The sequence below is a fragment of the Ruegeria lacuscaerulensis genome, assembly GCF_013031245.1.
Lineage (GTDB): Bacteria > Pseudomonadota > Alphaproteobacteria > Rhodobacterales > Rhodobacteraceae > Ruegeria > Ruegeria lacuscaerulensis_C.
In genome coordinates this window covers 17,724-40,106 of the sequence record NZ_WPZL01000028.1, presented here as the reverse complement: position 1 = coordinate 40,106, position 22,383 = coordinate 17,724, and the positions used below count along the sequence as shown (strand labels likewise).

The following is a 22,383-nucleotide window of genomic DNA, read 5'->3' as shown; positions in this document are numbered from 1 at the left end:
CTTAATGAGCCGTGCGAGCACGTGGGTCGAGCAGCGCGTTGATCAGGTCTGCCAAGGCCGTCGACACCACGAACAGCGCCGTCGATATAAGGACTGAGCCCATGACAATCGGATAGTTGCGGGTGGTGATGCTATCGATCACCAGCTTGCCCAGACCCGGTCGGGCAAAGACAATCTCGGCAAAAACGGCCGAGCTGAGAAGAAAGCCCATGCCAACGCCGATCACGGTAACGACCGGCAAAATGGCGATGCGCAACGCGTAGACCATAACCACGCGACGTTCGGCGATGCCAAAGGCGCGCGCCGTACGCACATGGCTTTCGCCCATAACCTCGAGCATCGAGGCGCGTACCAGCCGGGCAATGTAGCCAACCCAGCTGAGGCCGATGGCAAAGGCGGGCAGAACCAGATGGTCGAGACGGTCCCAGAACCCCTCTCCCGCGCCAATGGCGGGAAACCACTGCAAATGTACGGCAAAAACCAACAGCGCCAAAAGCGCGACAACAAAGGCCGGGGCAGCCACGAAGCTAACGGAAATTGCTGCGGCGATCCGGTCGATCAGCGTGTTGGGATGCGCCGCCGCATAGGCACCAAGTGCGATGCCCAGGCTTGCAGACCACAGGATCGACGCGAAAATCAGTTCCAGAGTGAATGGCAATTGCTGGAACACGATGTCCGTCACGGAACGACCCGAAAAGACATCGGTTCCAAGGTCACCCTGCAAAAGGTTTCCGTAGAAGATCAATAGCTGTTTCCAGATCGGTTGATCAAGCCCCAGCGCCGCCGTGAGTTGGGCCTGAAGTTCGGGCGTGGCACGCGGGCCCAGCATGATCTGGACCGGATCGCCAGGCACGGCGCGGATCATCAGGAACATGACGGTGACCGCCACGAACAGGATGAGCAGCGACAGCCCGAAGCGACGGGTTGCGAAATTCAGCATGGCCAACTGGCTCCTTATGGCTTGATGGCGTTCAATTTGGCACGGCGAGCATCACGCGCCCGCCGTACCTGGTCGACCTGGGGAGGTCAGGTCGCCTTGCCGAAATAGCGAAGCAACGACAGGCCATCTGGGCGCAGTGCAGGAATGACCCGGGCGCTGTGAATGACCGGTGTCGCCTCATGGGTGATGAAGCGATAGGCCCCGCTTTCTTCCATCAGATCCTGCGCGCGCTGATACATCTCCGCCCGCTTTGCGATATCCGTTTCAGCAGCCGCAGTTTCATGAATTTCGTTGAATTCCGGGCTGTTAAAGCGTTCCCAGTTCCATTTGCCGATCTGTTCAGGCGTGAACCACGAAGTTGCGTAATACGGGTCAGGGGTCATTGAGAAACGATTCAGAACAAGCTGCAGGTTCTCATTGTCACCAGACGCCCAGAACGCACCGGACTCCAGAACGTTCACCTCAACCGTGATCCCGATCTGCGCCAGCGTTGCCTGAATGATCTGGGCGGTTGTCGTAAAGGTCGTCTTGTTCAGGGTATCCAAAGTCAGTGTGACGTTTGTCTCACCGGACTCCGCGAGCAGCTGCGCCGCTTTCTCAAAGTCCGCTGCGGGTGGCACAAGCGAAGATGGTCTATGCCCGGCAAGACCCGGTGCGATGATGCCCGTCGCTGGTTCAGCAGCACCAAAATACGCGGCCTCCAGAATACTGGGTACATCCACCGCGTGTTGAATCGCCTGCCGCAGTTTTTGATTTTGCAGCTTTGGATGCTCAACGTTCATTCCCATCCAGACATAATAGAGCGAGGGTTTCTCAACCAGTGATCCACCATTGGGAACCCCGGCGCGATAGCGCTCGACCGAGCCCAGCGACACGCGGGTTACGTCCAGTTCACCGGCCTCGAACGCAATCTCAGCGGTGTTTTCATCGTCAATCGGATAGATCTCGACAGTGTCCCAGGTGGGGGCATCCCCTTTCCAGTCGGGGTTACGCTTAAGAACAGTCTTTTCCTTGGGCGACCAGCTGTCCCGCAGATACGGGCCGGACTCTGCCACCGGATCAGCACCGATCCGGCCACCGGCGGCTTCGACCGCCGCTTTCGAGACAATGTTGCCAGTGATATACGGCAGGGCAATCGACCAGATCGGTGCAAACGGTTTGTTCAGCACAATCGTGCCTTCACGCTCACCGGTCACATCCACATGGCTGAACGGCCCCAGGTCGGGCTTGTTCGGACTGTCGGTCGCGTCGTCCACGATCCGTTCCATACTGAACTTGACGTCCTCGGCGGTCATGGCGCCAAATCCGTTGGTAAACCCGATATCGTCACGCAATGCGAACTTGACATGGGTCGGATCGACTTGCTCGATCATCGTGGCAGCATCCAACTGCCAGCCCCATTCCTCGCCCGGTTTGTACTGAATCAGCTTGTTGTAGATCGAGGCATGAACCTCTTCTTCAACGACACCAACGGAATGTGCCGGGTCCATGTTTTGTGCATCGCCATAGGCCCGCACCCGCAGCACTCCGTCGTCCGCCGCAAAGGCGCGGTTCGCCCACCCCATCGGAAGCGTCGTGGCGGCTCCAAGCGCGGTTGCACCTTTCAGGAATCCCCGCCGACCTACATTGGCCTTTGTCCATTCGATTTTCATAGTATCCTCCCTTGGATTAAGTCACAGAAGCCCGCGCGGGACGGTTTCGGACCATTCCCTCGTCAGAACTTCGATTTCATCTGCGCCTTCGGTGGCGCGTAGTTTTTGGTTGAGGTAGAAATTCTGCGCGTCGCACCTCATCCGGCATTCGGTCGAGATTGCGACCTGCCAATCCACCCGTTCAAATGTGAAATTCCAAGCGGTCTCAAAACACGCAGATGCCGGGTCATCGGGGTGAATGCCGTAGCGCATGCGCACGTCACTGCCGACGATCAGATCGTGATAGGGGTCGCGCGTTTTGCCGTAGTCATCAAACGTCTTTAGCACGACCTGTCCGTCATCGGTCACGGTGCGTTCGGATTGCGAGGATGGCGGGCGCAATTGTTCAGCGGCTAGAACCGGATAGTCCTGCGCGGGACCGGGTTCCGACGCTTGAATCTCGTGCGTGACCTCGCGTACCGGCAGGTGCAGGGCGCAATCACTCAATTGCAAAGTAACCTCGGCCGAATGCGGTGCTGGCCAGACGATCGGCCAGTACGACGTAGACAGCGCCAGCCGCAAAACGTGCCCCTCGCGCAGATGATGCGCGCATTCGTTCAGGGCAATCTCGGCCTCATAGATTTCACCCGGTTGCAAGGTTTCGGGCGTTTCGTGGCTGCGGTAGTGGCACAGGTTCAACGGACGATAGCTTATGCGCTGCGATACACCTTCGGGCGAGACATCGCAGAGCCTTGCGACAAGCTGGGCAACGGGCTGATCTACCGAGAACTGGAACTTTAGCTTTGCGCGGCCCAGCAGTTCCAGCGGGGCTTGTAGCGGCGCGCTGTCAAAACATACCGACAGGGCATCATCCCTTGCCTGATCCCCTGCAAGTTCATTGTCGATTCGCATGCCCGCACAGAAATACCCACCGTCCGCACCGACATGACTGGGTGAAGTGATGGTGACCGTGTTTGTATCCGGTTCCCGAGAAAACCCACTTGGTGTTAAATGCCAGACCTGTTCTGACACATGCGGCGACGGCCAGGTGGTTTCGGCGATCCAACGACCCCGACGGGCGGAGTTGTGCGCCGTCGGATTGAAATGTTCCTGCATGTAAGTTCGGTACGCAGGCAAGTCCTCGGCCCCATTTTCCTGCTCCTTCAGCCAGCGGTCAAACCAGCCGATCACTTCGGAATGAAAGTCCGCAGGGTCGAGTTTCGAGATATGAGGATAACGGTGTTCCCATGGCCCGATGATGGCCTTGGTTGGCACCGTCAGATTGGCCGCCAAAGCCGGGGGCGCATTGACGTAGGCATCTGCCCAACCCGTGGTGGCCAAAACGGGAGTTTGGATCGCGGACCAATCCTCGCAAACCGAGCCGTGCCGCCAAAATGCATCACGCGTCTGGTGGCGCAGCCAATCTGCGGCTGAGAATGGCACGTTTTGCAGCCGGGTCAGCCAGTCCTCACGCCAATCCGCTCGATGGTCCGGATCAGCAGGACGGGTCAGATAAGCAAACATTTGACTGCCCCAGTTCATGTTGTCGCTCAGCAGGCACCCGCCCATGAAATGGATATCGTCCGCAAACCGATCTACGGTCGAGGCAACGCTGACCACCGCCTTCAAAGCAGGTGGTTGCCGGAAGGCCAGTTGCAAACCGTTAAACCCACCCCACGATATTCCGATCATCCCAACTTGGCCGTCACACCAATCCTGCGCGGCGATCCAGGCTATGACTTCTTCACCATCACACAGCTCCTGTTCGGAATACTCGTCGTCGAATTGCCCTTCGCTGTCACCGGTGCCGGCTATGTCGACCCGAATGCAGGCATAGCCGGCCTCGGCGAATACCGTGTGCGTTGTTTCATCTCGTGGCGCAGTGCCGTCGCGCTTGCGGTAAGGTAGATATTCCAGAATGGCCGGAGCAGGACCCGTGTCAGGCAACCAAAGACGCGCAGCAAGCCTCCTCCCATCAGGGAGTGTGATCCATGTGTTTTCGATGGTTTCAAATGGCATTTGCGGACTTGTCTGTTGCGAGCTGATGTTGAAGAAGAAACCAGTTTGCTGAGAAAACAAATTGTGCGATCTTGTGCGAACTGATGCTACTTGTCGCAAAGTAGCATCAAAACGCGAAAGGTTTTGCCTGTGTCAGAGTATTTTTCCGCAAACCTAAAGTCGTTATGTGCAGAACACGGCAGCATTTCGCAAATCTGTCGTGATATCGGCGTCAACAGACAGCAATTCAATCGCTACCTGAATGGATCCAGCCTGCCTTCGGCGCACAACATGCGCCGCATTGCGCGCCATTTCGACCTGACCGAAGCTGAGTTGTTCGCGGAAACGGCAAGTTTTGAACGCATTCTAAAGGGTGTCCTGCCACAAATTGGCAAAACACCCACTGAGGCGTTTCTGGATCCCTTTCGGGATCAACAAAAAAACCTCAGGCGTTACGTCGGTTTCTACCATTCATACTTCTGCACGCCTTCATGGGAGGGAAAGATCTTCTGTTCATTGATCCGCATTCAGGAAGTGGATGGGCTTTTTACGATCCGTTCTCGAGAAATTGCTACATCACAGGATAAGAGCACGCACCAGATTTCACGCTACGCTGGTTTGGTGACTATGCGGGGAAACAGGATATTCGTGACCGAACACGAACTCACACGCGAAGGCAGCGTCGCCAATACAATCTTGTACTCCGCGCACCGTCAGCAATTGAAATATCTGCGAGGAATGACCATGGGCGTTGCATGGCGCCCTTACCCGCATCCCTACGCAGCCAAAACAATCTGGAAACGCTTGCACGAGCGTGTATTAGCGCGCGAGGCTATAGCCTCTTGTGGTATATACCCAATCCAGAGCAATAAGATCGATCCAACTGTCAGGAAACACCTGACCGAGGCTTGAAGTGTCGAACTAACATTGGTGGCTGCACAGTTTCCTCGGTACTGCATTCAGTTCCAATGACACATTTTCTTTCAGGCTGTGCTAAATCAACATCGCCAAACGCGCCGATGGCGTGACTTCATCCCTAGCGTTTTGACGATGGGATTTAACGCCTGAGATCATTTAGTGCCAGATTTGCAAGGCGGCTCTGTCGACGCCATCGGTCTTGCCCGTGCAATGGTTAATGTTCGAACTTGGTTGCAGTAACGAGGCGGTTTTTGACCTGCGCTTCACCGCGGCTGAGAATGACCGTTCTGTCGACGTCAGTTGCAACGCAGCGTTATTCCTGCTGCTCCTGCGAACGAATGTTGCGTCAGCAATGGCTGCTTGAGCAAAAGTCGGGTCTGTCCGCAGACTGTAAGTTCGATCATTTCCAGATTTCGCGAATGCAGCGAACGGCGGCAATGCGGGCTGCGATTGCAGCATCCGGAAGGTGCGCTGAGAGTCCGGATTGGGCCGCAAATGAAATGTACAACCTTTCGGCTTGCAATGGTGCCACCGCACCGCACTAAGTCGATTTCGAGCTCATGTGCCGAATGCCGCGTGGAGCGGAATGTCAGCTATATGCAACTCGGAAATTTCAAACCTGTACGTTGATTTCAGTCTCGGTTCCTGAGTCCGTCTTTACAAAAACCATAGAAACGCTTTCAGCTTGTTCGTCTGAAAGGCGGCGGTAGAGGCTATCGCGTTTGTTTTCGGGCTCACCGGCCAGATAGAATTGCGTTGTGAGCAGTTCGGTATCGCCATCAAGGACTTTTACGTGGATATGGGGTGTACGGCCCGGATACTTGCCGGGCTTGATCGTGCGAAAGCTGTAACGGCCGTCCTCGTCAGTGATGTCGTGGCCAAATCCCTGAAAGCCTTTATCATAAGCCACATTGCGGCCGTCTCCTGGATGGAGGTATTTTCCATTGAGATCGCATTGCCAGATTTCGATCCTATGTCCTGACCGCGGGGTGCCATTTCTGTCCGTGATACGACCCCTCAGCGTGATCACTTCGCCGCCGGCTTCTTCCACGAGCCCTGTGACCTTGACCAGATCGTTGTCCACATCTGGCATCCGCATGGAAGGCGTCGGATAGAATGGCCCTTCGGCGGCGCGGGGTGTCAATCCTGCTGCATCAGCCCGACGCCAAAAGAAAATCCCTCCGGCAAGAGCGGCCAGTCCGGTCAAAAGGTTGCGACGCGTGGATTTACTGGCTTTCATATCTGGTTCCTCTCGGATGATGGCAATCAGTAAGCCGCCACCTGCCTCATCAGAACATACCGTTCCCGTGGGCGAAGTCCTCGGCGTCTGGAATTTCTTGCACAATATCCCAATGCTCCACGATCTTGCCTTCGTCATCGTGGCGCACAATCTCGATCACCGCATTGCCCCAATCGGCATACTCCACCAGCGCCATGGTCAGATCACCGTCAGAGATTGTCTGATGCACTGTAACATTGCCAAGTGTGCCGTCACTATCCTTGAAAAAGCCAAAGATGGGTTCGGTTCCGTTCGGGACTCTCGGGTTATGCTGGATGTACTCTGCGCCGAAGAGTCGCTTCAGAGTTTCGATGTCCCCGGCGATCCCTCGGTCAAAGAACTCAATCGCATTCATCGTGTTGCGCGCAAGATCCATGTTTGAGACGTATTTGTCCACATCTCCGCCACCGTTGATCATCGAATTGCCGTTGGCAGTTTCGGATTGGGGAACTTCGGTTTGGGTCGTGTCCCAGTGTTCGATGATCTGGCCGTTCTCAAAACGGAAGATGTCTCCAACGATAGCTGTCTCATCGCCAATACTCACACGCGCCTGAACGCCTACAAGATCACCCTGCGCCAGAACACGCGCAATTTCACGCCGCGGTTTCATACCGTTTTCTTTCATCCAGATCACGCTTGCCCGGATACCTTCACGCCCATCGGCGATGGATGGAGAATGCTGAATGTAGCGCGGGTGATAAAGCTCGTCGATCAATTCAACGTTCTGAGCATCAAACATCTCAGTCAGAGCCCGCAGGGCAACCGCCCTGTTCTCTTCCTCGCCAGCAATGGCAGGAACGCTCATCAAAAGTAACGTTGCTGATATTGCAATTAGGGTTTTCATAGGTTCCTCCTAAGCTGCCAGATGAGCGACGTCCGTCGGCGTTTTGTGGAAATCCGACAGATTGATGATTTCGGCCGTTTCAGCGTGGAGCAGCACCGTCAGCTCGCCTTGCGTTAAAACCTTCAATTGTTGCAGAGAACCTAGTGGCCACATAATGTCACCTAAAGAGACAGTTTGTGGAATGACTGTCAGTTAAAAGGTGACAATTGAAAAACGTGAACTTCAACAGGATCGGCTACTTTGTCGCCGTGGTGGATGCAGGTACGATCACCGGCGCAGCAAAAGCGTTGAGCATAAGTAAGGCGGTTGTCAGCAAGCAAATCCTGACTTTGGAAGAAGAACTGGGCACGGCACTTTTGCATCGCAACACGCGCCACATGCACCCAACAGATGCGGGCCTGCGGTTTTATGAGCAAGCCAGGGCAGCGCTGAACCAAGCCGAAGAAGCCTATGCAGAGGTCCAGTCTGGTAAAGCGATCCCCGAGGGGCATTTTCGAATAACAGCGCCAGTGGATTACGGCACGCTGCATCTCGCCCCTCTTTTGGCGCAATTTGTACAAGATAACGCAGGCGTCACGATTGATCTTCACCTCAGCGATGATCGACTGGACCCAATTGAACACCACTTTGACTTGGGCTTCCGTGTCGGATGGCCGAGTGACTCATCAAATCAAATGCGCAAAGTCGGGACGTTCGAGGAATGGGTGGTTGCGTCACCCAAATTGGCCCAAAGTGCCACTGTGCCAAATCACCTGACCGAGCTTTCTTTCGTCACCAACGCCGCCCTCAAAAATGCGACCACATGGCGGTTTTCGAAAGGTAGCGAGGTTCAGGACATTACCGTCACTACGTCTTTCAAACTCAATGCATCGCCAGCCATAAGCAGAGCCATCGCCGCTGGCGCGTGCTTCTCGGTATTGCCGGACTTTCTTGTCTATGACGATGTCGCCGCGGGCCGACTGGTCCGCTTGCTGTCTGATTGGTCGCTCCGCTCCGGCGGCATCTATGCGATGACGCCCCCAACAAAGCACAAGCCGCTTGCCATACGGACCATCATTGAAATGATTGGGACTTATCATCAGGCAGGATTTAGTCGAACCTCTGGGTAGGTGTTCTCAGTGCATTGCGGACCTTGAGGTGATTGCCTTCAACGGCAGTTTTAGTTGCGTAATCCGTGTGTTCGCCCGCCTTTTGTTTTGCAGCTGCGGCACCGATGTCAGCAGTGAGCCTAACCCGTAAATCTGATTTTCTCGTTGCGCTTGCTCGCAGCACGAAATATTCTGCGTCATCTTGGATTTCCATTCAGCGTCGAGGTGTAAAAAGGACCATTCGCACAGGAAACAGCGAGGTTGAGGCTGGCAACCTCCTGGTCACGAACAAAGCACCATTTTGCTGCGTCCGCACCAATGGGAGCGTCTGGATTCACCGAGGCTAGCTGCTCAAACTACCACTGGGTCCATTACGTCAAATCTCTCCGACCTGATGATTGCCAATCCATGCCCGCTGATCCCAAGCGCCAATCTGTTCGATCAACCATTTCATAACCGGTCTGCTGGCGGATGCATTGCATGTAACAAGATCAACCGTATAAAGTATGGAGTTCTGGGCGAACCCATAATCAAGAACCACCAATTGACCGCCTAAAACTTCTTCCTCAACGGTTACCACAGGTAGTTCAGCCCATCCCAATCCACTTAGTACCATAGCTTTTTTCGCGGTCGAATTGCTGGATACCCAAATATTGGGGCTAAATTGCCGGTCGCTCAAATTTGGTTGTTGTATTGCATGGTCAACGATTTGGCGATGATCGGCCAGTTGAGATCGGCTTAACCTAGTGATTTTCGCGAGCGGGTGATCTGCTTGGCAAACGGGTACAACCCTTTGAAAACCGATACCTCGGCATTGATAAAATTGTTCAGATGGTTCCGCTTGTACGACAAAGGCTGCGTCCGCTTCTTCGGCCTTTATTGCATCTAGCGTATTGCGCTTTGTAGTTTGCTCTACAGTCAGCTCAAGTCCGGGGAAGGTGTTCGAGAGTTCTACCAAAAGGTCTCTTACCCTTCTTGCCAGCAACCCGTCTTCAACAAACAGCGAAAAGTTCGGCTCCATCGGTGCGTTGAGTGCTTCCGCATGCGCCCGAAACGTGGTCACACCTTCTAGGGCAGCTCTTGCGTATCTAAGAAGGGATTTTCCCTCTTCTGTAAGAATGGGACGGTACTTGTCCCGATCAAAAAGGGTTAGGTTCAGGTCGACTTCCAAGTTAGAGATGGTCGCACTGACAGCTGATTGCGCTTTACCCATTTTTCGTGCAGCGGCAGAAAATGAACCGCAATCTACGGCGGTTACAAACGTTCTCAGTTGCTCAACCTCAGACATCAAACATCATCGCTATTTTAGATAGTGTCTGACTTTTTACATCATCCATTTCCATGGTTAAAGGGCGGAGAATCTCGAATCTATCCTTCCCGGAGCACTACTTTATGAGAGCCATCTCCTCACTCGCGCTTGCTCTGGCCCTGGGGCCACTTGCTGCTGATGATGCTACAGCGCAATCCAATGCTTGCAACACGCAGCTCGATGTTAATCTTCCTGCTCAGTGTGATGAGCTTGAGGTCTCCCATCCTATTGAAGGGTTGGAAAACTTCCGGCAGTTGACGACCCCTGATGGTGGTATCAAGCCCGGCATCTTGTTCAGATCGGATCAGCTGGATGAGCTACCCGATGCGGCTATTGCAGAACTGAATGAGATCGGCATCGAGACTATTGTCGACCTGCGATCTCATGACGAGTTGGAGACGCATCCAAACTCAAGAATCGACTCGGTGGATTTTGATGTGAACCTGCCGATTGGATCGGATCCGGCCGATATTGCCAAGATTATGCCGATTGAGATTGCCTCGCAAATCCGTCCCATGTGGTTTGAAGGCAAATTTCACGAGATTGATGAACTGCTGGAAGAGCACGATGTGAATCTGCGCCAAATCCGCATTGACCGTTACCAGGATTTCGCGACCAAATTCGATCCTCAGGTTTCGCGATTTCTGCACTTGCTCACGGACGACAACAATTTCCCGCTGCTATTCCATTGCGCAGGTGGCAAAGACCGAACTGGTTTTATGGCCGCGGTTACGCTTCTCACACTTGGCTATTCCGAAGAAGATGTCATGCGGGATTATCTGACGACGAACGTCTACACCTATGGAGAGTTGGAGCAGATGGTTGGGAAGGGACCTAAGTCACTGCGACCAGCGTTTGGGGCACATCCTGAACAAATTGAGGCTTCACTTCAGATCATTAAGGATAAATATGGTTCCTTCGAGAATTATCGACGCGATGTTCTGGGTATCAGCGATGAGGACGTCGAAGCGATCAAGCAAAACCTCTTGGTTCAGGACTAATATTGCCGAAAAAAGTCAGTAGACCCCTTAGGCAAAAACATCCGCCGCGAACCACCACTCACGAAGGCGATCAGTCGAAGTGCGCTGTCCGCAGCCACTTCGACTGACATTTTTCGAACAGCGTCTGTCGGACGCATCGTCAGGAACCCAAATGAAGTCCCAGTTTTCTACAATTGCAGCTCTGCTGCTTTTATCCGCATGCGCGACAAACACTACTGAAGAAGGCCGACCAGATCTTGGTAGTTTCAAACTCGGGCACAACATTGTTGTCGCAGATGAAGCTCAGAGCCTTATCGTGTCACGAAAGGTATCGGAGCAGGAGCTACAGGATAGCCTGGTTCAGGCAATAGACGAACAGTTTGGTGCATATGAAGGCGAGGCGTTCTATCACATCGCAGTGCATGTCGGAGCTTATATGCTCGCCCCGCCAGGTATCCCGATAATTGCAACTCCAAAATCCACGCTCATTATCGACGTCGATGTTTGGGACGATGCAAAGGGTCAAAAACTCAACCGGAAATCCAAACGTTTTACAGTTTTTGAAGACACTACAACTGAGTCTGCCTTGTTGGGCTCGGGCCTGTCACGCTCGAAGCTCGAACAGTTGGATGGATTATCCGATAACGCGGCAGAACAGATCGAAGATTGGGTTAAGGCGCAACACGACAGCAACGGGTGGTTCGACGGCTAACTCAACTAGAATTGGCAATCAGCGAGGATTGTAACTCAAGAGGGAACACAAGTGCTTTGTATGTTTCCGTTAGGGGTTGGATGCTTGAATTTTGGGAGCCACGTTCAGGGAAATGCCTGCCTCGCTAACTAAAATCGCTCCGCGACTAACCAGGTGTGGATTTTGAGATACTTCGTCTAATGGGGTGACCCAAGAGATACAAGTGTCCGGTGTATCAACAACATTTTGCACGTCTACAGGTGTCATGCTGCGGAATATTTCCGCCAGCTTGTTTGACATTTCCGGCCAGTTTTCTTGGTTGTATTGGTCATTGAATGCAGGGTCGATCTAGTTCAGTGATTTGCACATGGCCGCATAAAACTTTGGTTCTATCGCCCCGACGGCCACATAGCGCATATCTGAAACTCGATAACAGCGATAAAAGGGGGCTGTTCCATCCAGAAGGTTATTGCCTCTTTCCGATGTCCAGATACCCGCATTCACCCATCCATATGTTAGAGCCATTTGCAAAGCGGCTCCATCACCATCGCGGCGTCGACTACTGATCCCTTACCAGTAGTGTGGGCCGAAATCACAGCTGCCAGCACACCGAACGCACCCAGCAACCCGCGGCCACCGAAATCGCCGATCAGCGATAGGGGAGGCGGCGGTGGCTGATCAGCCGCTCCGATGGCGTGAAGCGCACCGGTATGCGCGATATAGTTGATATCGTGGCCAGGGTTTATCGCCAGCGGTCCGGTTTGACCATATCCGGTGATCCGACAGTAGACCAGTTTGGGGTTTACGGCATGGCATTCTTCAGGGCCGATACCAAGCCGCTCCATGACACCAGGACGATGCCCTTCCAGAAGTACATCAAAGTCTGCAACCAGGTTCAGGATTTTCACTCGCCCCTCTTTGGATTTCAGGTCTAGCGGGATCTGTTCAGCCCGGCCGCGCAGCAGCATGTCTTCTTCGCCGGCATCAATACCATTGGGTTGCCCGTGAGGACGGGTGATCTGGGCGTCGTGATCTGCCAGCATCATGCCACAGAACGGCACCAGCCCAATGGCGTCGAATTCCAGCACTTTAAGCCCTGCCAGTGGGGCTGGCGTGCTCATTCCACGGGCCGCTTTTGCATGAACGCAGCGCGGTTACATGACGCCACCAAAATGCTGTCCTGATTTAACGCCTCGTGCAGAAAATTCACTATACCAGCATTGGGCCGAGAGCCGCTTTCACGGCATTCACCCACGGTGGTTCGGATGCGCAGCGTGTCGCCGTGGAACACTGGTGCCGGAAACGTCACATCCGTCATGCCCAGATTGGCGATTGTGGTTCCCAGCGTCGTTTCGTTGACGGACATGCCGATCATGGCGCCCAGCGTGAACAGCGAATTGACCAGAGGTTTACCAAACTCGGTCTTCTCGGCAAAGTGCCGGTCGATGTGCAGCGGTTGCGAATTGTAGGTCAGCGAACAGAAGAACATGTTGTCCGCTTCGGTTATCGTGCGCGTGATGGCATGGTCGATCACCATGCCTTTCGAAAACTCTTCGAACCAAAGCCCGGCCATTGGTCACTCTCCTTTGGTTGAAATGTCCAGTTGAATCAGCAGGGTTCCAGCATCCACCGTGTTCCCAACCGCGCTCTTGACAGCAACAACAGTACCACTGGCCGCCGCTTTCAGTTCCATCAGCAGTTTCATGGACTCCATGACCGCCAAAGTATCGCCCTCGGCTACAACAGCGCCGGGCTCGACGCGCAGTTCAACGATCAGGCCCGGCATGGGCGCGGTAATACGATCCGGAGAGGCGGCGTTTTTCTCAAGCTGCGCGGGGTCGAAATCGCCAAGCGAGACAATATCGTACACCGCGTCGAACTCCGGACCCCAGACGTGCACGACATTGCCGTCAACCAGAGCACCGACGGTTTCATGCACACCGTCGCGTGTCACTGTAAGGCGGCGCGGCCCGGTCCACTCAACATGCACTGGCGTGTCCTGTGTGCCATCATTCAGGACCAATCCATCGGACGACGATGCAAGTGTCATGCGGCTTTCGGGTTCGCGAATGTCGACATAGGTGCTTTGAGCCGGGTGGCCTGCATTCTGTAACAGACGGAAGCTGCCCGTGCTCTGCCACGGAGAAGTCGGAGCGGAGGACTTGCAATGAAAAGCCAGCACGGCCAAGGACAAGCTGTTTTTTTCCGGTGGGTGCCAGCCTTCGGGCCATTCCTGCGGCAGAAAATCGGTTGTCGCTTGGCCATTCGCGAATTTCTCGCGGCGAATGGCGTCGCGCAGGAATAAACGCGTAGTTGCCAGACCGCAAATCTCAAGCTGTTCCAGCGCTTGCGACAGTTTCTGACAGGCCATCTCGCGGTCATCGCCATATGCGATCAGCTTGGCGATCATCGAGTCATAGCTGGAGCCGACTACCGATCCGGTCTGAATACCGCTGTCGCTACGCAGTTCCGGGCCGGGGTTCCAGTGAAGAATTGTCCCTGTTTCGGGGCGGAAATTGTCGCTGGCATCCTCGGCTGTCAGGCGTGCTTCGATGGCGTGACCGGTGCAGGTGATCTGATCCTGCTCCATCGTCAGGGCCTGACCAACTGCTACGCGCAGTTGTTGTTCGACCAAGTCCAGCCCGGTGATTTCTTCAGTCACAGTGTGTTCGACCTGTAGCCGTGTGTTCATTTCGAGGAAATAGAAACTCTCGGTAGCCGCATCCATGATGAACTCAACTGTGCCGGTGCTGTCGTAACCGATCTTGCGGCCCAGTTTGACCGCCGCCGCGTAGAGCGCCTCGCGGGTGTCATTACGCAAGTTCGGGGCTGGGGCTTCTTCCAGCAACTTCTGATGGTTGCGTTGGACGGAACAGTCTCGCTCGAACAGGTGCAGCATCGTGCCATGCTTGTCGCCGAGAAGTTGGACTTCGATATGGCGCGGGTTCTGAATCAGCTTTTCGATCAGCAGACGATCATCTCCGAAGGACCGTTTTGCCTCGGTCCGCGCAGCCGAAACCGCGGCCGCCAGTTCGGATTTCTCAAAAACAGCGCGCATTCCCTTGCCGCCTCCGCCAGCGCTGGCTTTGACCATCACCGGTAGACCTATTTCCAGAGCGGCATGGATCAATGTGTCGTCCGATTGATCCAAACCGGAGTAGCCTGGAATGCAGGGAACACCTGCCTCTTGCGCAATCTGCTTGGCTTCGATCTTCGAGCCCATCGAAGTGATCGCATCAAGATGCGGGCCGACCCAAATTATGCCCGTTTCAGAACATCCCTGAATCAGATCGGGCTGTTCCGATAGAAAGCCATAGCCAGGGTGAATTGCCTGTGCGCCGGTTTTGCGGGCGGCGTCAAGAATGCGGCCGGTACGAAGATAGCTATCAGCGGCAGGTGCCGGGCCGATACGAACGGCCTGATCGGCCATCTGTACATGCAGGGCGTCGCGGTCGGCGTCGGAATACACCGCGACGGTACGCAGGCCCATCCTGCGGGCGGTTTTGATGATGCGGCAAGCGATCTCGCCGCGGTTGGCAATCAGAAGGCTGTCAAACATGAGAGGTGCTCTTACATTCTGTAGACCGGGCGCGGACCGGTGTCCTGATCCTCACCAGCGGCAAGTGCTATGCACAGGCCGAGTACATCACGCGTCTGGTTTGGCTCGATGATGCCGTCATCCCAGAGGCGGGCGGTGGCGTAGTAGGGATCAGATTGTTCCTCAAATTGAGCGCGGGTCTTAGCGTCCAGCGCAATAATGTCCTTTTCGCTTGCACTTGACTTGAGGCTCGCGCGGCGCAGATCGGTAACAACGGTCGATGCCACGTCAGGACTCATTGTAGCGATGCGTGAGTTGGGCCAGGAGAACAGGAACCGGGGCCGGAAGCCCCGCCCGCACATGCCATAGTTCCCTGCACCATAAGATCCTCCAACAAGGATCGTGTATTTTGGCACCCGTGCGTTGGAGACCGCATAAACAAGTTTTGCAGAATGTTTTGCAATTCCGCCCCGCTCGGCTTCTGATCCAACCATGAAACCAGTAATGTTTTGTAGGAAGATCAACGGTATCTGCCTTTGATCGCACAACTCAATGAAATGGGCACCCTTAACAGAGCTCTCCGAGAATAATGCTCCATCATTCGCTATTATGCCGACGGGATAACCGTGGACATGGGCAAAACCGGTTACGAGGGTTTTTCCATAATCCGGTTTGAATTCGGAGAATTCGGATCCGTCGGTCATCGTCTTTATGAGTGCCCTCATTTTGATCGGGCGTTTGAGATCGACAGGCACGTGATCTTGTGTTTCGCCATGCGCAGCCAGTGGCACACATGCTTCTTGTTGAGGGGATGCTATGCGGCGACCGTCGCCCAGATTAGCAACGATCTCGCGAAGTTTTTGCAAAGCGGTCTCTTCATCCGCAGCGATGTGGTCACTCACGCCAGACACATTGGTGTGCATTTCCGCCCCGCCGAGTGTTTCGCCATCAACGATTTCGTTGATCGCCGCCTTGACGATTGGTGGGCCGCCCAGATGGATGCGCCCCGTTCCCTTGACCATAACGACTTGATCGCTAAGCGCCGGGATATATGCACCCCCTGCGGTACAGCCACCAAAGACAACTGAGATTTGCGGGATACCCGCAGCGGACATTCGGCATTGCCGCCAGAAACCACCACCGAAGTGATCCTTGTCCGGAAAAACCCGGTCCTGCTCTGGCAAGAACGCACCCCCGCAGTCCACCAGATAGATACATGGCAGTTTATGTTGCTCTGCGATTTCTTGGGCACGAGAATGTTTGCGCACAGTTTCCGCAAAGAAAGACCCACCCTTGGTGGTCGCGTCATTTGCGATGATCATGCATGGGTGATCATGGATCACGCCGATGCCTGTAACGATACCAGCGCCAGGGACTTCACCTCCGTAAAGCCCATGTGCTGCCAGCGGCGACAACTCCAGAAACGCGGTTCCTGGGTCCAGAATGAACTCGATTCTGTCACGGACGAACATCTTGCCGCGCTCGGCATGTCGGGCGCGAAACCTCTCTCCACCACCCTGCGAGGCAGCAACATGAGCGCAGCGCAATTCGTCAATCAATTCGTTGATATCCGGCATCGAGACCTCTCTGTAATCGAAAGAATTGACATTCTATCTAACGACCGTTAGAAAGCCTGTCAACACGGCCAAGCTTACCTCGATACAGCTTTGAAACGATGCATGTGGTGAGCTTCTGGAAAGAACTGCAACCTATTTAGAAGTTAGGACTCGGACGTGACTGCACTCGGATTTGATGCCACAACGACCAGCAATTTTTTCTTTGAAGAAGAGCATCATATGTTGCGCACCCAAGTGCGGCGCTTTGTCGAAGAAGAAATCAAACCTAATGCTGACACATGGGAGAAAGAGGGAAGCACACCTCGCGAAATCCTGCGGAAGATGGGGGAACTGGGATTTTTTGGAATTCGTTACCCAGAGAAATACGGCGGCTCTGCTATGGATGAGCGTGCAACTGTGGTGCTCGCAGAGGAGCTGGGCCGCAGCACATATGCGGGGGTCGCTATTTCCGCTCTCGTGCATACGGATATGGCCTCTGTCCATCTTTTCAATGCGGGCAATGATACCCAGAAAGACAAGTACATCCCGCGCGTCATATCCGGTGAGATCATAACTGCCGTAGGTGTCACCGAGCCGGATGCAGGTTCTGATGTAAAAGGAATTCGCACCATCGCCCGAAGGGAAGGGGATCACTACATCCTGAATGGTGCAAAAACTTTCATAACAAATGGGGTTCTTGGAGACGTATTTTGCGTCGCGGCAAAGACCGATCCGACGGGGTCTCCAAGCCAAAGCGTGACGATGTTCATTGTCGAAAAGGGCGTGCCCGGTTTCTCTGTTTCACGTTCACTCAAGAAACACGGCTGGAACAGCTCGGATACCGCCGAGCTTTCATTTGTTGACGTTCGGGTGCCGGTGGAAAACGTACTCGGCCAAGAAGGACGAGGCTTTTATGAGATCATGAAGAACTTCCAGAACGAGCGCCTCGTACTTGGTGCGATGGCAATGGGTGAGGCTCAGGCGGCTATTGAGATGACAGTGCAATATGTAAAGGATCGTAAGGCGTTCGGCGCACCGCTGTGGGACAAGCAGGTCATTCGCAACCGACTCGCAGAGTTTGCATCCAAAGTAGAGGCTGGCCGTCAGATGATCTATTCTACAGCAGCCCGAGCGGCGAATGGCGAAGAGCTTGTCCGCGAAGTTTCTATGATAAAGGCCTATTGCGGCGAGCTTGTGAACGAAGTGATGTATGCCTGCGTACAGTTTCACGGCGGAATGGGCTTTATGCGCGAAAGTGCCATTGAGCGTATGGCGCGTGATGCCCGTGTCCAGTCGATAGGCGGGGGCGCTACCGAAGTCATGCTGGAAGAGGTTGCCAAGCGTATGTGAGGCATATGAAGTGGCTGAGGGGAGCCCGATACCGCTATCTACCAAGAAGGAGAACTGATCTTTGAGCGTTGCACTGCAAAAAACTCGGCAGAAGACTAAAGCCACAGAAGCTCGCAAAGAAATTCTGGCAGTTGCAGCTCGAATGATGCGTGAGCGTGGATACGCTGAAACATCATTGCGAGATCTGGCGGACGAAGTTGGTATGAAAGCCGGAAGCCTTTACTACCACTTCCCTTCCAAAGACGCGTTGGCAACAGAGGTTATGCGGTTGGGTGTCGAAGTGGTCGCGCAGGCTGTTCGAGCAATACTTGAAGATCATGCCGATGCCACTGCCCGCGAGCGATTATTGCTGGCTATGAACTGCCATCTGGAAACGCTTCTCTCGGAAAGTGATTTCTCATCGGCTCATATTCGCTGCTATCCATTTGTGCCGCCGTCGGTGCACGCCGAGCTCACACAGGTTCGCAGGGATTATGACAAAGTCTGGGATCAGGCCATTCGAGACTATCTTGGTCCTACCGCCGACGGATCGCGGGTGCGCCATCTGCGCCATGCGTTGCTGGGGGCATTGAACTGGTCTCTGGAGTGGTTTGACCCGGATCGTGACAGTACCACAGCGTATATCGAAACTCTGTCAAAGCTTTTGCCAGAATAAGGGCTGTCATGTCGTTACCATCTCACGCCTTTCGGTCCTGGCTGTTTGTGCCCGGAGACAAAGCGCGAAAACTAAACAAAGCCCTACAATCTGATGCTGATGTCGTCATCTTTGATCTTGAAGACGCCGTTTCTCCAGTGAACAAAGATATTGCGCGGTCACTTACATATGCGGCTTTGGCCGGAGATTCTGGTCCTGCACGATACGTGCGTGTCAATGATTTTGGCACAGGACGAACAGAGGGAGACGTGGCGGAGACAATCGGGGCTGAGCCGGATGGGTATGTCTTGCCAAAATGCGAAGGCCCTCAAGACATCGAAAAACTGGCCGCAATAATCCGTTCTCACGGGAATTTCAGCCCTGGTATACTGGCAATTTGCACTGAAACCGTTCGGGGTGTTCGCAACCTGATGCGCCTGGATTGGTCGCACCCAATGCTCATTGGGCTTGCTTGGGGTGGTGAAGATCTCCAGGCCGATCTCGGTGCCCGATCAAATCGAACACTTTCCGGGCAGTATCTTCCTCCCTTCGCAATGGCGCGGGAATTGGCGCTGTATGCAGCGCGCGACGCTGGCGTTCTGGCGATTGACGCGGTCTTTGCAGATTTTCGAAACGAGACTGGGTTACTACACGAGGTGGAGCTCTCAAAGCAGTTTGGCTTTGATGGAAAGTTATCCATTCACCTGGACCAACTACCCATCATACGTTCTGGTCTCCAAGCCGGCGAAGCAGAGATAGCATGGGCCGAGCAGGTTCTTTCCTTGCTCGAAGCTTCAGGCAACGGCGTTGCTGAGTTGAATGGGTCGATGCTAGATCGTCCGCATTTGAGGCTGGCAAAAAAGATTTTGGCTGAAGCTCAAGAGAAAGAGGCACAACTAATAAATCCCCCGCGCCGCAAATAGGATGGCGCAGTTTTAGGGGGGAAGGACATGCCAGGTTTGGATGAAATGCTTAGACCATTGATGGCGCTGTTTTCAAAGGCAAAAGGGACATGGTACCTGCATGGAATAGCAACCGACCCCGATTATTTTGGCAGAGGTTTCTCGTCGCAGATACAAATCTGCGTCGGCGACCTTGAGCGGTTTCGAGGTCGCGAATATGTTCCGGAAGAAGCAACCTCCTGGCGCAACGACATCCGGATTTCGACTGTTTGTTCAGTTAGCGGGATAAGTATGTCCGAAGAAAAGCAAGCAACGGTCGATCAAAAAAGTTCGCGACACATCCACTTGAAGTGGTAGTCGTGACGGTATCGCCGCCGGTCCTAAGTACCCTGCTCTCACAACGGTTTTTTATGCTGCAAAGGGTGCCCGATTGCATCATGGACAAGTCGCGTTTCGAGCAACTGACCTGTCTTGTAGAGTAGTGGATAAGCGATTGCACAGATGTGGCTGTTCACTTCGCGTAGTGCCCGGAGCGTTTCAAGGTGCGTATTTGAGGTTTCAAGGCTTTCAACCCTACCGTTCTGCAGGCGCTGGAGATGTTTCTTTCGGCTGTCCCGTTCAGCACGCTTGATTTCAGCCTTTTCAAGGCAAAGCAGCCGAGCACTTTCCGGGTCAGCCGAAATCAGCACGTCTGCGGAAAGCTTGAAGTTGGTCAAAATGTTTTCGTGCATTTGCAGCAGTTCACACTGGCCTTCTTTACTGAGGTTGCTATGCGCGACATGAAGCTGGTTCGCAAGAACGGTGAAGCGTTTTGCGACAACATCTCCTGCCGCTTCCAGGCGAATTGCATACTCAAGCATGTCACGCGCCGATAGCCCATCCAGATTCTTGAAAGAAGTTTTTGGGATGGACGTGGCAAAAGATCGAATTCCAGCAAGGCATCTGTCGACTTCGGCATCCAGATCTCGGATCGACTGTCCAAGCTGGTCATTGTCTGTAAGATACATGTCCAGCGCGGGTCGAAACATGGTTTCAACCAGAGACGACATCCGCAGAAGTTCCTGTTTGAGGCATGTCAGAGCCAGTTTTGGTGAACCCAACGTATTTGGGTCAAGGTTAGACGCGGGCTTGAAGGCTGCTGCGGTATTGGGAATTTGGTTATCGTTCGAGATCAATCGTGATGAAATTTTGTCGATGGTGCCGCAAAACGGTAGCGTGACCACTAAGAGCACTACATTGAAACTGACGTGTAGAAGGATCAGGCCTTGCGCGCCGATCAAACTCCATTTGGCGGCCATTTCCGACAACGGAAGCGCAGAAACAATCAGCAGGAATATTATAGCCAAAGCGCCCCGTAAACCGAGATTCGAAATGACCAGCCTCTGTACTGGCGTGTCCATGCCGCGGGTAAGCCAGACCGGGATGAGACCGCTACCGAGATTGGCACCCAGTAAGATTGCGACGCCGGCCTCGAAGGGTAACGCATCTATTTGAACGAGCGCCACGATCATAAGAACTGCCGCGACGCCGGAATGCAGAATGAAAGCCAGCGCGGCACCAATCAGAAAGGCGGTTATCAGGTCTTCTTGCAGATAGGATGTCACGGCTGGAAGAAAGCTGCTGTCGCGGACGGGCTCGACCGCACTTCTAAGGAAGTCCAGAGACACAAGTATGAGGGCAATGCCCATGATGATCCGGCCGTACTGGCGGGACTTTTGGCTGTTGGATTTTACCGCCAGCCATCCGCCCAACGCGAGCAGTGGCGAGACGATCCAACCGATCGGAAAGGACAGGATCTGCACCACAAGGGCGGAGCCCAGGTCACCGCCGATCACGATCGCCAGGGCTGTCGGGAAGGGCAGGCTATTGGAAACCAAAAACCCGGCCGATAATATTGCGACAGCCGCCGAAGATTGCATCACGATGGCCAGTGACAATCCGGCAGTCGCTGCGCCGAGCAGGTTTACCTGATCATGTAAAAGCTGCCGAAATGCGGCCCCGTGCGCTCTCTCGATGCCCGTACGCACCAGGCGAACCGAGAACAGGAGCAGCATTATGGCTCCGAGAATGTTCACGAGAAAACCCACTATTTGCATCTGCTACCTTTTTCGTAAACACAGGTCGTCATGTTGCCAAATCTGACCAAGGTCTTTTGCGGAAACGGTCTCATGTGGTCTGCGTAGTTGCACCGAGGAACCTAAGTCGACGTGAACCTTTTGTTTCTGAGGTCAAGTTGCGATAGGGATCTCCAGTGCCGCAATTCTTCCTGTTTCGACGCTGTCACTACCTGTATGGATGAAATATTGAATCCCTGACCCCCGAGAGTTTCTTCTACTGTTGACGACAGGCTTTTTCGTTGTTCTAGCATGCCCGAGCCGTAGGCTAGGCTGAAGTGAGGTTGCCATGCCGCAACCTCAACACCCAAAGCGTTGGCCAGTTTTTTGCGTTTCGCCCACAGATCAGCGGATACTGAGACATTAGCGAAAAAAAACATAAAGTATGCGTCCGTCAGACTTACCTCCGCAAACTTGGCAGGGCCAGCATCAAAGTCACCGAACAACTCGGAGCAAACGGCACGTGTTTGCTCCACGTCTCCGGGAATGTCGCCGATCAGTGTGATATGCGGTTCGAACAATGGACTGTTCAAAGCGCCAGCAATGTTCTCATTCAGCGACCGCAATTTCTTTCGTGTTTCTGAATCAGGCATAAGCCAAATTGAATGCAT

General features: G+C 54.0%; 20 protein-coding genes. 8 read left to right on the top strand and 12 right to left on the bottom strand.

All coding sequences use genetic code 11. From position 1 onward, the window contains the following. Nucleotide 1: 1 nt before the first annotated feature. The 3 genes from GOX66_RS21000 to GOX66_RS20990 all read right to left on the bottom strand — a co-directional run bounded on the left by GOX66_RS21000 (nucleotide 2) and on the right by GOX66_RS20990 (nucleotide 4,590). The gene (locus GOX66_RS21000; protein ID WP_170765187.1) at nucleotides 2-940 is read right to left on the bottom strand and encodes an ABC transporter permease; all 939 of its coding nucleotides are present in this window, start codon (nucleotides 938-940) and stop codon (nucleotides 2-4) included. Nucleotides 941-1,026: 86 nt separating this feature from the next. Beyond that, the gene (locus tag GOX66_RS20995) at nucleotides 1,027-2,592 is read right to left on the bottom strand and encodes an ABC transporter substrate-binding protein (protein WP_170765185.1); all 1,566 of its coding nucleotides are present in this window, start codon (nucleotides 2,590-2,592) and stop codon (nucleotides 1,027-1,029) included. Between the two features lie 21 nt (nucleotides 2,593-2,613). After that, on the bottom strand, nucleotides 2,614-4,590 hold the full coding sequence (locus GOX66_RS20990) for a CocE/NonD family hydrolase (RefSeq protein ID WP_170765183.1): 1,977 nt from the start codon (nucleotides 4,588-4,590) through the stop codon (nucleotides 2,614-2,616). 129 nt (nucleotides 4,591-4,719) lie between these two features. On the opposite strand from GOX66_RS20990, the gene GOX66_RS20985 reads away from it, so the two are divergent. Further along, a complete protein-coding gene (locus tag GOX66_RS20985; protein WP_170765181.1) occupies nucleotides 4,720-5,481 on the top strand; it encodes a helix-turn-helix transcriptional regulator in 762 nt (253 codons plus the stop codon). Nucleotides 5,482-6,100: 619 nt separating this feature from the next. On the opposite strand, the gene GOX66_RS20980 is transcribed toward GOX66_RS20985, so the two are convergent. Together GOX66_RS20980 and GOX66_RS20975 are read right to left on the bottom strand one after the other, a co-directional pair. Then, entirely contained in the window at nucleotides 6,101-6,727 is a 627-nt protein-coding gene (locus GOX66_RS20980) for a dioxygenase family protein (protein ID WP_170765179.1), read from the bottom strand. Between the two features lie 49 nt (nucleotides 6,728-6,776). Then, on the bottom strand, nucleotides 6,777-7,610 hold the full coding sequence (locus tag GOX66_RS20975) for a nuclear transport factor 2 family protein (RefSeq protein ID WP_170765177.1): 834 nt from the start codon (nucleotides 7,608-7,610) through the stop codon (nucleotides 6,777-6,779). A gap of 215 nt (nucleotides 7,611-7,825) precedes the next feature. On the opposite strand from GOX66_RS20975, the gene GOX66_RS20970 reads away from it, so the two are divergent. Next, the gene (locus GOX66_RS20970; protein WP_336509513.1) at nucleotides 7,826-8,719 is read left to right on the top strand and encodes a LysR family transcriptional regulator; all 894 of its coding nucleotides are present in this window, start codon (nucleotides 7,826-7,828) and stop codon (nucleotides 8,717-8,719) included. 355 nt (nucleotides 8,720-9,074) lie between these two features. Here the strand turns inward: GOX66_RS20970 and GOX66_RS20965 are convergent, their stop codons facing one another. Continuing rightward, complete coding sequence (locus GOX66_RS20965; protein WP_170765173.1) at nucleotides 9,075-9,986, bottom strand: LysR family transcriptional regulator; 912 nt, start codon at nucleotides 9,984-9,986, stop codon at nucleotides 9,075-9,077. Nucleotides 9,987-10,039: 53 nt separating this feature from the next. On the opposite strand from GOX66_RS20965, the gene GOX66_RS20960 reads away from it, so the two are divergent. Both GOX66_RS20960 and GOX66_RS20955 read left to right on the top strand, forming a co-directional pair. Beyond that, a complete protein-coding gene (locus GOX66_RS20960; RefSeq protein WP_214652731.1) occupies nucleotides 10,040-11,008 on the top strand; it encodes a tyrosine-protein phosphatase in 969 nt (322 codons plus the stop codon). A 151-nt stretch (nucleotides 11,009-11,159) separates the two neighbouring features. After that, nucleotides 11,160-11,699 (top strand): hypothetical protein, encoded by a 540-nt coding sequence (locus GOX66_RS20955; protein WP_170765171.1) that lies wholly within the window; start codon nucleotides 11,160-11,162, stop codon nucleotides 11,697-11,699. Between the two features lie 494 nt (nucleotides 11,700-12,193). Here the strand turns inward: GOX66_RS20955 and GOX66_RS20950 are convergent, their stop codons facing one another. From GOX66_RS20950 to GOX66_RS20935, 4 genes are read right to left on the bottom strand one after another with little or no spacing between them, the layout of a single operon-like run. Continuing rightward, entirely contained in the window at nucleotides 12,194-12,799 is a 606-nt protein-coding gene (locus GOX66_RS20950; RefSeq protein WP_170765169.1) for a CoA transferase, read from the bottom strand. Next, nucleotides 12,796-13,251 (bottom strand): MaoC family dehydratase, encoded by a 456-nt coding sequence (locus GOX66_RS20945; protein ID WP_170765167.1) that lies wholly within the window; start codon nucleotides 13,249-13,251, stop codon nucleotides 12,796-12,798. Before GOX66_RS20945 ends, GOX66_RS20950 begins: the two co-directional genes overlap by 4 nt. A gap of 3 nt (nucleotides 13,252-13,254) precedes the next feature. Continuing rightward, nucleotides 13,255-15,237 (bottom strand): acetyl/propionyl/methylcrotonyl-CoA carboxylase subunit alpha, encoded by a 1,983-nt coding sequence (locus GOX66_RS20940; RefSeq protein WP_170765165.1) that lies wholly within the window; start codon nucleotides 15,235-15,237, stop codon nucleotides 13,255-13,257. An 11-nt stretch (nucleotides 15,238-15,248) separates the two neighbouring features. After that, on the bottom strand, nucleotides 15,249-16,793 hold the full coding sequence (locus GOX66_RS20935; protein ID WP_170765163.1) for an acyl-CoA carboxylase subunit beta: 1,545 nt from the start codon (nucleotides 16,791-16,793) through the stop codon (nucleotides 15,249-15,251). A gap of 156 nt (nucleotides 16,794-16,949) precedes the next feature. Between GOX66_RS20935 and GOX66_RS20930 the strand changes: the two genes are divergently transcribed. From GOX66_RS20930 to GOX66_RS20915, 4 genes are all read left to right on the top strand, one after another. Then, nucleotides 16,950-18,122, top strand: a complete 1,173-nt coding sequence (locus tag GOX66_RS20930; RefSeq protein WP_336509512.1) for an acyl-CoA dehydrogenase family protein — start codon at nucleotides 16,950-16,952, stop codon at nucleotides 18,120-18,122. Nucleotides 18,123-18,183: 61 nt separating this feature from the next. Beyond that, nucleotides 18,184-18,777 (top strand): TetR/AcrR family transcriptional regulator, encoded by a 594-nt coding sequence (locus tag GOX66_RS20925; protein WP_170765161.1) that lies wholly within the window; start codon nucleotides 18,184-18,186, stop codon nucleotides 18,775-18,777. An 8-nt stretch (nucleotides 18,778-18,785) separates the two neighbouring features. Further along, nucleotides 18,786-19,679, top strand: a complete 894-nt coding sequence (locus tag GOX66_RS20920; RefSeq protein WP_170765159.1) for an HpcH/HpaI aldolase/citrate lyase family protein — start codon at nucleotides 18,786-18,788, stop codon at nucleotides 19,677-19,679. Between the two features lie 27 nt (nucleotides 19,680-19,706). Further along, a complete protein-coding gene (locus GOX66_RS20915; RefSeq protein WP_170765157.1) occupies nucleotides 19,707-20,015 on the top strand; it encodes a hypothetical protein in 309 nt (102 codons plus the stop codon). A gap of 38 nt (nucleotides 20,016-20,053) precedes the next feature. On the opposite strand, the gene GOX66_RS20910 is transcribed toward GOX66_RS20915, so the two are convergent. Both GOX66_RS20910 and GOX66_RS20905 read right to left on the bottom strand, forming a co-directional pair. Further along, the gene (locus GOX66_RS20910) at nucleotides 20,054-21,712 is read right to left on the bottom strand and encodes a Na/Pi cotransporter family protein (RefSeq protein WP_336509511.1); all 1,659 of its coding nucleotides are present in this window, start codon (nucleotides 21,710-21,712) and stop codon (nucleotides 20,054-20,056) included. 143 nt (nucleotides 21,713-21,855) lie between these two features. After that, nucleotides 21,856-22,383 carry a hypothetical protein gene (locus tag GOX66_RS20905; RefSeq protein WP_170765153.1) on the bottom strand — a complete coding sequence of 176 codons (528 nt, stop codon included), beginning with the start codon at nucleotides 22,381-22,383 and terminating at the stop codon, nucleotides 21,856-21,858.